A 12,068-nucleotide genomic window follows, 5' to 3' on the forward strand; every position below is an offset into this window, starting at 1 on the left:
CCGAAATAGCACCACCTACCAAGAAAACAGCACCATCGCAATCCGAAACAGCACCCCCCCACCAAAAACAGCACCATGCCAATCCGAAACAGCACCATCCACCAAGGAAACCGCACCATGCCAATCCGAAACAGCACCATCTGCCAAGGAAACCGCACCCTCCCATTCTGAAACAGCACCACCTAGGCAAGGGTTTAGGTGGATAGAAGATTCATTTTATAAAATGGTAGTATTTTTCCAATACTATTATCATTACTTTCATTTTGTTGTGGAATGATAAACAATTAATTTGGAAATTGTTATAATAAATTAGTGCCGTCCGCGATAGGGGGTTTTGGCATATGAGAAAAAGAAATAAACATACAACATTCACGGATTCAGCATTCCTAAAAACATTAATCCAGGCATTTGAAATTAAAAGAACTCCCTTGCCATGGAATAAGGCGATTCTCGCTGGGGTCAGTGCAGCATTTCCGGCTGGGGTTGGGTTGATGCTTGGCGATTTACAATCCGGTCTTGCAGCTGGAATTGGCGGTTTTACATATCTGTATATGTTTAATGAACCGTATGCGGAGCGGGCGAAAAAGCTATTTTTCGTTATGATTGGTCTATCACTATCAATCGGTCTAGGAATGCTGCTCGCACCATATCCATTCATATTTTCATTGATGACTGGTGTACTTGGTTTTCTGTTTACCTTCTTATTCGGGGCGTTGAAAATACCAGGGCCTGCGTCAGTATTCTTTGTATTAGTCTTCACCATAACATCTGCAATGCCAATCGATCCTTCCCTTGCACCAATGCGGGCAGGACTTACTTTATTAGGTGGGGCTTTCGCATGGGTCCTGGCAATGAGCGGCTGGTTTATCAATCCGCATGGCCCAGAGAAAAAGACAATTAAGCAGGTGTATACGGCACTGGCATCTTTAATTGATGTGGCAGGTACAGCGGAGTTTAGCAAGGAAAGACAAAAGGCATTGCAAATGCTGAAAGATACGGAAGATACTTTATCCAGAGCGTATATTTCCTGGCAAAATTCAGCCGAATTTAGAAAACTTCACTATTTATATGGACAAGCAAATTTAATTTATGCGGAAATTATCGAGTTTTATGCAGTACCTGATACAAAGCAACTATCCGCAATTGCCCAAATGCTCCGAACGTTAGCGGCTAAAATAGACAAACATACAGATAAACCAATCGAGCTCATGAATGACACGGAAACCAGCCTTCGTTTAGAAAAGAGGGTAAATGAAGCAGCGCACATTTTAAATGGAGATGATGAGCGATTAGAGAAAGAAATCCATGTTCCCAGGCGCTCACTGAAAGAGACGTTAACAGGAAGCTTTCATAAAAATTCCTTTGTCTTTATTTCTGCGGTTCGTTATGGATTTATTCTATTTATCGCTTCGCTCATTGCCTTTTCATTTGAATTTGAACGTTCTTATTGGATTGTACTGTCATGCGGTGCTGTTATGTTAGGTGCGAACATTATTACAACGTTTCACCGTGCCATCCAGCGTTCATTGGGAACCATCGTCGGTGTCCTGATTGCGACCTTGCTTCTCTCCACCCACCCAGATGGCATCTTTATCATTTTGATTATTTGGCTGCTCACATTCCTGACAGAGCTGTTTATCCCGAGAAATTATGCGATTGCTGTAAGCTTTATTACACCCAATGCAATCTTCATGGCAGAAAACACGTCCCAGATCTATGATTTACGCTTTTTTGCAACAGCACGGATTATGGATATTCTGATTGGTTGTGCGATCGGACTTATTGGCATATTCCTTATCGGCAGAAGATCGGCATCCAGTCGTCTTCCGCATTTAATTGCTAAAACGATCCGCAGCCAAATGCAATTGATGGCTTTATTATTTTCTGGTCCAAAGGATAATTTGAATACTACAAACAGCAGTGAATCAAAGAAAATGCATACGAACTTGAAGAACTTGAGTCTTGTATACCGGACAGCTTTAGGTGAAATCCCGCGTCACCAAAAAGCACTGGAGCAATTATGGTCCGTTATTTTCTCGATTGAACAGTTGGGCTATTTGTTGGAAGCTGCATCAAGAAAGCAAGATCTACCCATTCTTAAAGATGAGGATTTAGCACAGCTGATGCTTGTTTTCGAAATGATGGCGAAATCAGCGAAGCAAATGGAAGACCCGGAGACAAGACATATTCCAGCAATTCCAGGCTTTCCGCAGATTCAGAAAGAGATTGGCGATTTGCAGGTGGCGATGCAGGTTGGAGGAAGTGGTTTGGTGTAGGGGATACTCTTTTAATTAGTTGAACGCGACAAATTCTGTCTTTGACTCTAAAGAATTTATAGCAGAAATTGTCGCGTATCTTGCTGTTCAGGAATAGATCAGGAAACGTAGCAAGAAATTTACCATCATAGGTTAATTTATGAATAGATATCTATCCTATTTGGAAGGAAGCTAATCTGTTTTTCATTTAATTACTGCAACTCATTTCTGATTAGTGTGGAGAAAGAATCCGAATATCCTGTTTACTATATTCCGCTGCGATATCAGATGGAAGTGAGCTATCCGTAACAATTAGATCAATATCTTTTAATGGACACACATTGATGTAAGAAGATGTCTCAAACTTTGATGAATCAGCAACGACTACTTTATGCTTTGAGCGTGAGATAATGGTTTGAATAACGCCTACTTCATGCATTCTAAAATCGGTTAAACCATGTTCAAGTGATAATCCGTTTACCGTAAGAAAAGCAATATCAATATTAAAATCAGAAAGGATTTCTTCGCATTGTTTCCCATATAACGTGTATTCCTCTGGATTAAAAAAGCCGCCGGTGAGGATAACGTTGAAGTTTTTATTTTCCCCAAGAATAGATAGAATACGAAGATCGTTTGTAATAATTGTTAATCGCTTAAACTTGTTAACAAGTACCTTCGCAATTTCAATCGTCGTTGTCCCGCCGTTTAGTGCAATTGCCTGCCCTTCTTCAATTAATTCAATTGCTGCTAAAGCAGCTTCTTGTTTTTTACCTTGATTTTTGACCTCTCTCTCACTAAAAAGTCTGTTTAGTACATTATCACTTTTTTGAGTTAAAACAGCCCCGCCGTGAACTCGTTTGACGATTCCTTTTTTCTCAAGAACCTCTAAATCCCTACGGACCGTATCAATGGAGATATCTAATAAAGTAGCAAGCTCTGAAGCTTTTACAGCTTTTTGCTGTTTTAAAAAGGATTCTATCATTTGATGTCTTTGCTCCTGTAACATCATCCAGCTCTCCCATCTTCCTTTGTATATACAAATCATAACATATATTAAAAAATAGCAAAACAAAGCAAATAAAAGCAATTTGTAAAGTAAAAAAAGCATACATTCTATGTAAAAAGCATTAATGTTTTGTTAATTAACTGTAAAACCCCTTGTAAAACTGCAAAATACGGATTAATCTTGCATTGTACAGCAAAACAAAAGCTAACAAAGAAAGGAAATGGCCAAATGGGGAACTTTTACAACCCTGTCAAAATTAAAATAGATACCATAGATGTCATGAAAGAAGTACTACATACGATCAAACCTCAATTTAGCAATATTGTCCTTTTACATCGAGGTAGTGACTTCTTAGAAACCGAGGCTGGACGTAACCTTTATAAAAGCCTGGAGGATTATGAAGTCAAACAAATAGAAGTGAACATATCCAATCCTGATGTGGAAGACTTGTTTCATTACTATAAGCAAATTGAAAACGTTGATTATCAATGCATCGTAGGGATTGGAGGAGGCAGTGTTCTTGATCTCTCGAAATCATTGGCTGCATTAAAGGATTTGAAAATAGAGTCTGTCTCTGCATTACGTACCATGATTGAACAAAAGCAATATGCAGACAATCAAAACGTTGTACCATGGATTGGCATTCCTACAACCTCAGGTACGGGTTCTGAGGTTACTTGCTGGGCAACGATTTGGGATCGCGCCAACGGAGTGAAAATGTCCGTTGATAGTGAATACTTATATGCTTATGCAGCCATCATTGATCCAACGCTAACTGTAACCTTACCACAAGGATTAACGGCTTCAACAGCTTTGGATGCTTTATGTCATGCAACAGAGGCTTACTGGTCAAAAAGCTCCAATGAAATTTCAAGAATCTATGCATTAGAAGGGATCAAACGTATTGTCAGCAACTTTGAAAAGGTGTTACATCATCCGAATGAAGTGACATACAGAAATGAAATAGCTTTAGGCAGCTTGTATGCAGGACTGGCATTTAGTAACACAAGGACGACTGCATGTCATTCCATGTCCTATCCTCTGACACTGGAACTTGGAATGGTCCATGGGGTAGCGGCAAGCATTACGTTGGCTAACGTAATGAAAATCAATTTTGACTCGATTATGGAGAGCGATAAGCTATTACAAGCATTTGGGGTAAGCAGCTGCAGTGAAGTTCAAGGTCTTATTGAGCATTTTCATCAGCTAGCAGGTTTTTCAAGCAAGCTCAGAGATTACAATGCGAATGAGGAAATAATCGAAAAGGTTGCCGCAAATGCCTTTACAAAGGGTCGAATGGATAATAACCCCGTTGCTTTAACACAGGAAGATGTCAAACAAATTCTACGATCTATTTATTAAGGATAAGGAGTGTAACATATGAAAACGAACCTTTTATTGATAATGCTCGCCGTGTTCGCTGTTTTGTTAACAGCATGTGGTGGCGGTAATAGTGGTAGTGCAACAGCAGATGATGTGATTAAAATTGTTTGGTATCCGAACGAGTCTGGTAATGATTTGAAATCATCTCGTGATGAAATTGGAAGACTTATTTCAGAGGCTACAGGTAAAGAGGTAGAGCATCAATTAACAACGGACTACTCGATTGCGATTGAAACGTTAGCAGGCAACAATGCGGACCTTGCATTCATGGGTTCACAAGGATATGTAGAAGCAAATAACAGAAATGATGCGGTTCAAACCTTAGCCGTAAAATCCGGTGAATCCGGAACATTGGACGATGCGAAATACTATAGCTGGTTAGCGGTGAATGTGGGCGAGCAAGACAAGTTTAAAGAAAATGGGGAATTCTCCCTTGATACGATTGCAGATACAAGATTTTCATTCGTATCAAACAGTTCAACATCAGGGTTTAAAGTTCCATCATCTACTATTATTGAACATTTCTCACAACAAGAAGCATATGCAGATTTAACGGAAGAAGACTTAATGGGAAGCGGGCCATTGTTCTCCCAAGTATTATTTGGCAACTCTCACCAAGGTTCCGCAGTCAATTTGTTATCGGGCAATGCAGATGTTGCAGCATTCTGTGATACTTGTGTGGAAGAATATGTGGAGCTTGCTGAAGGAGAAGAAAATACTGCTGGTGCTGTTTATCGCGTGAAAGACAATGCAGCCGAACCTTTCAATTCAGTTACAGGCAAAGAATTTACATTAATGAGCTCCGACCCAGTATTAAATGAACCATTTGTTGTGAATATGGATGTCATCGGACAAGCGGATTTTGATAAAATTCAAGAACTATTAACCTCAGATGAAGTAGCAAATAATGAAAAAATCTTTGCCCCTGAGGATTCAGAACAGAGCGCTTTATTCTCTAAAAGTGATAAAGAAAGACTATTGCCAGTGGAAGATGAATGGTATGATCCAATTCGCGAAATTTCGAAATAATAGTAGAGGAAAACGAAACCAGGAAGCATGTACTTACGATGCGTAATCTTACTTAATAAGCTCTAAAAAGGAGTCAATACACATGTCATTGTTAAAAGTAGAAGGATTGGGAAAATCATATACAGCGGATAAACAAATATTAAAGAATATTCACTTTGAAATCAAAGCAGGAGAGCTAGTTTCTATCATTGGTCCGTCTGGTGCTGGTAAATCTACCATGCTGCGTTGTATGAATCGAATGGTTGAATTTAATGAAGGAAAGATTATTTTTAACAATCATGATGTTGGAAGTTTAAATAAAAAAGAATTACGCAATTTACGAGCGAATATTGGGATGGTGTTTCAGCACTATAATCTCGTGCCTCGTTTGACAGTGATTGAGAATGTGCTGCATGGCCGATTTGGTTATAAAACAACACTGCAGGGACTGTTAGGAAAATATACAGAAGCAGAAAAAGAACAAGCCTTTCACCTGCTGGAGAAACTAGGAATTCATGAACATGCCTATAAGCGATGTGACCAATTAAGTGGTGGTCAGCAGCAACGTGTAGGGATATGCAGAGCGCTTATTCAAGAGCCAAAACTTATCTTATGTGATGAACCGATTGCTTCGCTGGATCCGAATTCCTCTAAGATTATCATGGATCTTTTAAAATCAATCAGTACAGAAATGGGCATTACGTGCTTGGTGAATTTACATCAAGTGGACGTGGCGCAACGTTATTCAGATCGAATTATTGGTTTAAATAAAGGTGAAATTGTATTTACTGGAACAAGTCATGAACTTTATGAAGAACAGATTAACAAAATTTACGGATCCAAAACGGAAGATTTAATAACAGCGTAAGGAGAGATGACTGTGAATGAAAAAAAGATGCGAAAAAACAGATGGCAGACAGTAATCTTTCTTCTTATCATCATCGTTCTAACCTATTTATCAGCAGCTATTACATCATTTAACTTTGTGGATGGGTTAGCGACAATCCCTAAAGCTATCGGCTGGATGTTTTCTAATCTAATGGTGACGCAGGAAACGCTCGATAAATTGCCAACCATCCTGGAAAAACTAGCTGAAACTACGTTTATGTCGATAGCGGCAACAACGATAGCAGCTGTGGTCTCTCTCTTCTTAGGGGTATTCGGTTCAAAAGTGACAAAAGTAAATAACTTTTTAAGTGTATTTGCCCGTTTTATTGCATCCATATCAAGAAATATCCCAGTTGTTGCATGGGCGCTGGTTTTGCTTATTTCTTTTGGTCAAAATTCCGTAACAGGCTTTCTCGCTCTTTTTGTTGGGACAGTAGGGTTTTTAACGAGGGCATTTATTGAATCGATTGATGAAGCAAGCCAAAGTTCTGTTGAAGCATTGACTGCAACAGGGTCTACCTATTTCCAAATTGTAGGTAAGGCAGTTATTCCGCAAAGTTTGCCGCAGATGATCAGCTGGGTGTTGTTTATGGTAGAAACCAACATTCGAAATGCTACATTGGTAGGAATCTTAACGGGGACAGGAATTGGATATACCTTTGATATGTATTATAAGATGTTAAATTATAATGCCGTAGCGCTTGTGACATTATGTATTGTAATAACCGTTATTGTTGTCGACCTTATGTCAAATTATGTGCGGAAGGTGATTCTATAATGGAAGCAACCTATATAAAGCGAAAGAAAGACGGTCGTATTCATATAAAATCGGGTAATAAAGGTGATCGAGTCCTAAGGAGCACATTAGTTGTTCTAACCCTTTTGACATTCGTTGCCTTTCTATTCTTTAACTATGCAGGACTGGAATTACGCTCAGCGATTACGGAAACAGCGTATAACTTGAAAGTGATGTTTCTGGAGCCGGCATTAAGTCATTTCAGTTTAAGTGAAGCCATCTATCAAGTTGGGGTAACACTTAGTCTAGCATTCTTAGCCACGGCTATTGGTGCCGTTATTGCCTTTTTCCTATCTTTAATGGCTGCAACCAATTTAGCCCCAGTAGGCTTAACTAGAATTATTCGGGTATTTGTTGCGTTTATTCGGGCTGTTCCAACCGTATTATGGGTGTTGATCTTTGCGATTGCCGCAGGGCTTGGAAGTGAAGCGGCGGTTCTTGGTATGTTATTTCATTCGATTGCCTATTTAGTAAAAGCATTTTCGGAAGCATTTGAAGAAGTCGATAAGGGAATCTTGGAAGCCGTACGGTCAACTGGCGGGAACTGGTGGCATGTCGTAAAAAGCGGTGTATTACCGTCTACCTTTACCTATTTATTATCGTGGGTTTTCCTGCGGTTTGAAATCAACTTTGGTGTAGCTGTGGCAATGGGAGCGGCAGCTGGAGCCGGTGGAATTGGATTCGATTTATTTATGGCTTCCAGCTTCTACTTTGATATGCGGGAGGTCGGCTTTATTACCTACGCCATTCTCATTGTTGCCTTTCTATTAGAAGTAGTTTCAACTCGTTTGAAAAAACGTTTCTTTCCAGCAACTTCTGATTAAATGATAAATGAAGGAGGATATAGTAAACATGAATTCTTACAAGCTTTTAACGCCAGGCCCCTTAACAACAACAGCTACAGTGAAAGAGGAAATGCTCTTTGATCGCTGTACATGGGATCAAGATTATAAGAATATTACCCAAAAAATAAGAACGCAGCTTCTTGAACTCGCAGGGGTGACAGCTGATGAATATACAACGGTATTAATGCAAGGAAGTGGTACATTCACGGTTGAATCGGTGATGACAACTTCATTGAAAAAGCAGGATAAAGCATTAATCATAACGAATGGTGCTTATGGAGAGCGTATTGTCAAAATGGCTGATTATATTGGCATACAGTACCAGCAATACAGTGGTGCATACAATGCATATCCAAATGAAGCTGAACTAAGACGTATTTTAGAAGAGGATCAGCAGATTACACATATTGTCATGGTTCATTGTGAAACAACAACAGGAATACTAAATCCAATTGAAATGGTCTCTGAGCTTGCTAAAGCATATAAGAAAACACTGATTATCGATGCGATGAGCAGTTTTGCTGGAGTGGAAATGGATGTCCGTGCTCTCGGTACTGATTATTTAATTAGCAGTGCGAATAAATGCATCCAAGGTGTTCCCGGCTTTGGCTTTGTCATTGCGAAGCTAGATAAGCTGAAAGCATGCGAAGGGAATGCCCGAAGCTTATCACTAGATTTGTATGACCAATGGAAGGAAATGGACAAGGACGGAAAATGGCGTTACACATCTCCAACCCATGTTGTAGCTGCGTTTTCCAAAGCAATTGATGAATTAATTGAAGAAGGTGGTATTCCAGCAAGATCTCATCGTTATCAGCATAATAACCAACTATTACGGGAGAAGTTAGAGAAGATTGGATTCCAGACGTATATAACCGATGAAAAACAATCACCAATTATTACAACGTTTCTTTTCCCATATGATACCTTTCAGTTTGAGGACTTTTATCTTTATGTGAAAGAGAGAGGGTTTGTGCTTTACCCGGGGAAGCTGACAGAGGTCAATACATTCCGAATTGGGAACATTGGGGAAATTTATGAAGAAGATATCGAAACATTATGCAGTGTAATCGAAGACTATATGGGAGTGGTGATAAAATGAAAAAGGTTGAAGGCGTAATATTCGATTGGGCAGGAACAACAGTTGATTTTGGATGTTTTGCACCGGTAAATGCATTTATAAATATTTTTAAAGATGTGGGTATTGAGGTAACAATGGAAGAGGCAAGAGCCCCAATGGGACTGCTTAAGATTGATCATATTCGTGCGATGCTGGAGATGCCAAGAATCTCTGATTTATGGAAAGCGAAATACGGAAGAGCGTTTAATGATCAAGATGTGGAGAATCTATTTAATGCGTTTGAAACATCTCTAATGGAAACATTAGCAACGTATACCGATCCGAAACCAGAGGTTCTTGAGACTGTGGAAAGCTTAAAAAAACAAGGGCTGAAAATTGGCTCCACTTCCGGCTACACGCAAAAGATGATGGATGTTGTTGTGCCAGAAGCAGCGAAAAAAGGCTACAGCCCAGATTTTTATATCACACCTGATGGAACAAATTCATTAGGAAGACCGTATCCTTATATGATATACCGAAACATGGAAGCATTAAAATTATCATCAGCTCTGAACGTCGTAAAAGTAGGGGATACTCTCCCGGATTTTGCAGAGGCGAACAGTGCAGGAGTTTGGGCAGTAGGTGTTATTATCGGCAGCTCTGAAATGGGTCTAAGTGAAGCGGAATTCGATGCTCTGTCTAAAGTGGAGCAAGAAGAAATTATCGCTAAAACAGAACAAACCTTTAAACAAAATGGCGCAGATTTTACAATCAAGTCAATGGGTGAGCTGCCTGGAGTAATTGGGCAAATTAATCGGCTTGTTTTAAAGTAACTTTAGATTTAGGGTCAGTCCTCATCGTTTTTGCAGAGCGGTGGTGGGCTGGTCTTATTTTTACGGATTCTGACGAATCAGGTTGTTTGGCATTGGCGAAATAACATATGGGACTTACTTTAGTTATAAAAAATGAATGAACATTCAACAAGCAGGGTGTTAAGAAGGGATTTCCTGCTTAAAATTATAGGGGACAAGTTATCTTCAACCTGTCCCCATGTCTTATCTAAAAATAAATTATCTCTTCGAAGCTCGGTACCCTGCAGATTCTGCTTCCGCTGTACTGCAAAACGTTTGCTCTGGATTTGTAACTTCATAAAATTGTCCACCAGGCACATGATAAATATTTTCCCCACTAGAGCTGATGTTACCTTTTATGTTACAGCTACCCGAAGTAGTTTTTGGCTCCTCTTTTGGTTGAGGTTTTGGTGCTTCAGTTGGTACCGGTTTTTCTTCCTGTGTACGATATCCGTCTTCCTGAGCATAGTTTTCGATGCTCCAAATACCAATTCCTTCTTGTTGTGCTTTTTGCTGTTTTTCACTAAACTGGTCAACATACTTCACATCTGGTTGGTAAATTGCAACCCGAGCAAGGCCTTTTTCTATTAATTGTTGATTGAAAAGTTCCCCATCAACCCATACATATCGAAGCAATCGACCATATTTGTCACGATCGGAAACATCTTTTTCAAGATCAATCTTTTTTCCATTCAAAGCATTTTCTGTATAAGCACTAGCCTCTGGCCCGAATGGTTGGACACCTAATTGCGGATGTTTTGTTTCTGGTGTATCAACAAGAATCAAGCGAACAGTTTCTTCCTTACCATCTATTTGAACCTTAATAGTATCACCATCGACGACTCGGTTGACAAACGCAGAAGTCAATACTACACCGGAAGGACTTTTCGATTGCTCTTCTGATTTTGGTTTATTTGATGTAGAAGCAACTGGTTGAGCAACACTATTATTAGTGTCTTTATTTTCGTCATCCTTGTTTTGATTAACTTTGTTTTGTTCATTTTTACCGTTAACTTCTTTATCTTCATCTTCAGTACCATTGGTTGCATCAACTAAAACTGGAGCCTTTCCTTTAGATGTCGTTTCAGTTTTTACTACTTCAGAGGTATGTTCGTGTTCAGTTGGTTGAACAGGAGCAAAAAATACCACCATTAAAAAAGCTAACAGTACAGACGTGCCATATATCTTTCCGACTCTTTTTCTATGTTTGTTCATTGTAAAAGGTAAGACATACTTTGGTATTACTAATCCAATTAATAAACCAAGAAAAGCAAGAAAAGTTACTAACGATGCAACAGTTGCCAATATCTCATCTGTTTTTTCTGATGTATTGGTATCGATAATCGAAAATACAAGAATAGCATAAATTAAGATTGCGGTAATCATCTTCCATGTTTTCCACGAACGAAATCCTACTATTTTTCTATACCAGGGACGTGAAGTAGTTTCGATTTTAATGTCTGTATAGCTATTAATTACTTGTTGTACTTCTTTTCCCTTTGAACCAATGGAAACTGACCAGTTTTCATTACTGCCACCAAATTCAAATGTGGACTTAATAAAATAATGATCAACTTGAACTTTATCCCACTCATCCCAGTTGTGAGTTTCCAATTTGACGATTTTGTTTTCATACGTCTCTTTATATTCGTATAAAGTGATTCCGTTGCTGTCTAGTGCAGCAAACACATTCATTGATTTTCCTTTTATTGCAGCATCACAGAAAAGCAATAATTCTTTTCCCTCGTACATATATAAATTTGCTATTCTCTTTCTTGCCAATTCTTCTATTGATGGCTTTTTCTCTTTTTTTGACCCCATAACTAATGCTCCCCTTCTTGATGTAAATGATATAGTATGCTTGGGCTAATGCCATAGAAGATTATACCACGCAATTTTTATAAATCGGTACCATTTTTTAAACATTATTAAAAGAGTGCTTGCTCTTTTGTATCAACCGTGAAATTTCAAGTTAA

11 protein-coding genes are annotated in these 12,068 nt (G+C 39.0%); 8 read left to right on the forward strand and 3 right to left on the reverse strand.

The genetic code is table 11. The features are described from left to right. Positions 1-15: 15 nt before the first annotated feature. The gene (locus NSQ77_RS11025) at positions 16-147 is read right to left on the reverse strand and encodes a hypothetical protein (RefSeq protein ID WP_339226017.1); all 132 of its coding nucleotides are present in this window, start codon (positions 145-147) and stop codon (positions 16-18) included. Positions 148-341: 194 nt separating this feature from the next. On the opposite strand from NSQ77_RS11025, the gene NSQ77_RS11030 reads away from it, so the two are divergent. Further along, entirely contained in the window at positions 342-2,276 is a 1,935-nt protein-coding gene (locus tag NSQ77_RS11030; protein WP_339226018.1) for an FUSC family protein, read from the forward strand. Between the two features lie 211 nt (positions 2,277-2,487). On the opposite strand, the gene NSQ77_RS11035 is transcribed toward NSQ77_RS11030, so the two are convergent. Continuing rightward, the gene (locus NSQ77_RS11035) at positions 2,488-3,261 is read right to left on the reverse strand and encodes a DeoR/GlpR family DNA-binding transcription regulator (RefSeq protein ID WP_339226020.1); all 774 of its coding nucleotides are present in this window, start codon (positions 3,259-3,261) and stop codon (positions 2,488-2,490) included. Between the two features lie 228 nt (positions 3,262-3,489). Between NSQ77_RS11035 and NSQ77_RS11040 the strand changes: the two genes are divergently transcribed. The 7 genes from NSQ77_RS11040 to phnX all read left to right on the forward strand — a co-directional run bounded on the left by NSQ77_RS11040 (position 3,490) and on the right by phnX (position 10,074). Continuing rightward, a complete protein-coding gene (locus NSQ77_RS11040; RefSeq protein WP_339226021.1) occupies positions 3,490-4,623 on the forward strand; it encodes a phosphonoacetaldehyde reductase in 1,134 nt (377 codons plus the stop codon). Positions 4,624-4,641: 18 nt separating this feature from the next. Continuing rightward, positions 4,642-5,673 (forward strand): PhnD/SsuA/transferrin family substrate-binding protein, encoded by a 1,032-nt coding sequence (locus NSQ77_RS11045; RefSeq protein ID WP_339226023.1) that lies wholly within the window; start codon positions 4,642-4,644, stop codon positions 5,671-5,673. Positions 5,674-5,755: 82 nt separating this feature from the next. Beyond that, the gene (gene phnC, locus NSQ77_RS11050) at positions 5,756-6,520 is read left to right on the forward strand and encodes a phosphonate ABC transporter ATP-binding protein (protein WP_339226024.1); all 765 of its coding nucleotides are present in this window, start codon (positions 5,756-5,758) and stop codon (positions 6,518-6,520) included. A 12-nt stretch (positions 6,521-6,532) separates the two neighbouring features. After that, on the forward strand, positions 6,533-7,318 hold the full coding sequence (gene phnE, locus NSQ77_RS11055; protein WP_339226025.1) for a phosphonate ABC transporter, permease protein PhnE: 786 nt from the start codon (positions 6,533-6,535) through the stop codon (positions 7,316-7,318). Further along, complete coding sequence (locus NSQ77_RS11060; protein ID WP_339226027.1) at positions 7,318-8,160, forward strand: ABC transporter permease subunit; 843 nt, start codon at positions 7,318-7,320, stop codon at positions 8,158-8,160. Before phnE ends, NSQ77_RS11060 begins: the two co-directional genes overlap by 1 nt. Positions 8,161-8,188: 28 nt before the next feature. Further along, positions 8,189-9,283 (forward strand): 2-aminoethylphosphonate--pyruvate transaminase, encoded by a 1,095-nt coding sequence (locus NSQ77_RS11065; protein ID WP_339226028.1) that lies wholly within the window; start codon positions 8,189-8,191, stop codon positions 9,281-9,283. Continuing rightward, on the forward strand, positions 9,280-10,074 hold the full coding sequence (phnX, locus tag NSQ77_RS11070; RefSeq protein WP_339226029.1) for a phosphonoacetaldehyde hydrolase: 795 nt from the start codon (positions 9,280-9,282) through the stop codon (positions 10,072-10,074). The genes NSQ77_RS11065 and phnX overlap by 4 nt, the downstream gene beginning before the upstream one ends. A 237-nt stretch (positions 10,075-10,311) precedes the next feature. Here phnX and NSQ77_RS11075 read toward each other — a convergent pair whose 3' ends face one another. Continuing rightward, positions 10,312-11,913 carry a thermonuclease family protein gene (locus tag NSQ77_RS11075; protein WP_339226030.1) on the reverse strand — a complete coding sequence of 534 codons (1,602 nt, stop codon included), beginning with the start codon at positions 11,911-11,913 and terminating at the stop codon, positions 10,312-10,314. Between the last annotated feature and the right edge of the window lie 155 nt (positions 11,914-12,068).

The organism is Oceanobacillus sp. FSL K6-2867 (assembly GCF_037963145.1).
Lineage (GTDB): Bacteria > Bacillota > Bacilli > Bacillales > Amphibacillaceae > Oceanobacillus.

What these genes read in the sequence shown, in the direction of transcription:
- phnX (WP_339226029.1), top strand. Translation starts at nt 9,280, where the DNA reads ATGAAAAAGGTTGAAGGCGTAATATTCGATTGGGCAGGAACAACAGTT.
- NSQ77_RS11065 (WP_339226028.1), top strand. Translation starts at nt 8,189, where the DNA reads ATGAATTCTTACAAGCTTTTAACGCCAGGCCCCTTAACAACAACAGCT.
- NSQ77_RS11040 (WP_339226021.1), top strand. Translation starts at nt 3,490, where the DNA reads ATGGGGAACTTTTACAACCCTGTCAAAATTAAAATAGATACCATAGAT.
- NSQ77_RS11035 (WP_339226020.1), bottom strand. Translation starts at nt 3,261, where the DNA reads ATGTTACAGGAGCAAAGACATCAAATGATAGAATCCTTTTTAAAACAG.
- NSQ77_RS11060 (WP_339226027.1), top strand. Translation starts at nt 7,318, where the DNA reads ATGGAAGCAACCTATATAAAGCGAAAGAAAGACGGTCGTATTCATATA.
- NSQ77_RS11075 (WP_339226030.1), bottom strand. Translation starts at nt 11,913, where the DNA reads ATGGGGTCAAAAAAAGAGAAAAAGCCATCAATAGAAGAATTGGCAAGA.
- NSQ77_RS11030 (WP_339226018.1), top strand. Translation starts at nt 342, where the DNA reads ATGAGAAAAAGAAATAAACATACAACATTCACGGATTCAGCATTCCTA.
- phnC (WP_339226024.1), top strand. Translation starts at nt 5,756, where the DNA reads ATGTCATTGTTAAAAGTAGAAGGATTGGGAAAATCATATACAGCGGAT.
- NSQ77_RS11045 (WP_339226023.1), top strand. Translation starts at nt 4,642, where the DNA reads ATGAAAACGAACCTTTTATTGATAATGCTCGCCGTGTTCGCTGTTTTG.